1 protein-coding gene is annotated in these 410 nt (G+C 73.2%); it reads right to left on the reverse strand.

Annotated features, from left to right (window positions below; genetic code table 11):
* The coding region (locus KDL01_RS42420) for a PAS domain-containing protein (protein WP_212534340.1) at positions 1–206 on the reverse strand (206 nt) is incomplete at its 3' end.
* Between the last annotated feature and the right edge of the window lie 204 nt (positions 207–410).

The following is a 410-nucleotide window of genomic DNA, read 5'->3' on the forward strand; positions in this document are numbered from 1 at the left end:
TCCTCGTGCACCATGATCCGGGCGGCGTACTGGCCCAGCGCCTCCTGGGCGCCGTACCCGAACAGCTCCTCGGCCTGGGGGCTCCACAGCGTGATCCGCCCTTGGGCGTCCAGGACCACCGAGGCCACGCGCAGCACGTCGAGCAGTCCGCTGGGACGCACCGGCCCGTCGTCGCCGTCGCCCGGAAGTGACCCCGCTGCACTCATCCCAGGCCCCGCCTTCGCCGATTCTCCCGGCACGCCCTCGGCGTGCCGGCTCCCCTTGTTCTACCGCGCGCGGGGACGATTTTCCGCCGCTCCTGCGGTCTGTTTCCACCTTCCCGCACCATCGCGCCGGGCGCTTCGCGACGCCGTCGCCGCGGAAGCGGTCCGCGGGTAGTGCTCCCGGGCGGGGGGTGCTTTGCTGGGGGA

It is taken from the genome of Actinospica durhamensis, from assembly GCF_018139695.1.
In the GTDB taxonomy this organism is placed as follows: Bacteria; Actinomycetota; Actinomycetes; order Streptomycetales; family Catenulisporaceae; genus Actinospica; species Actinospica durhamensis.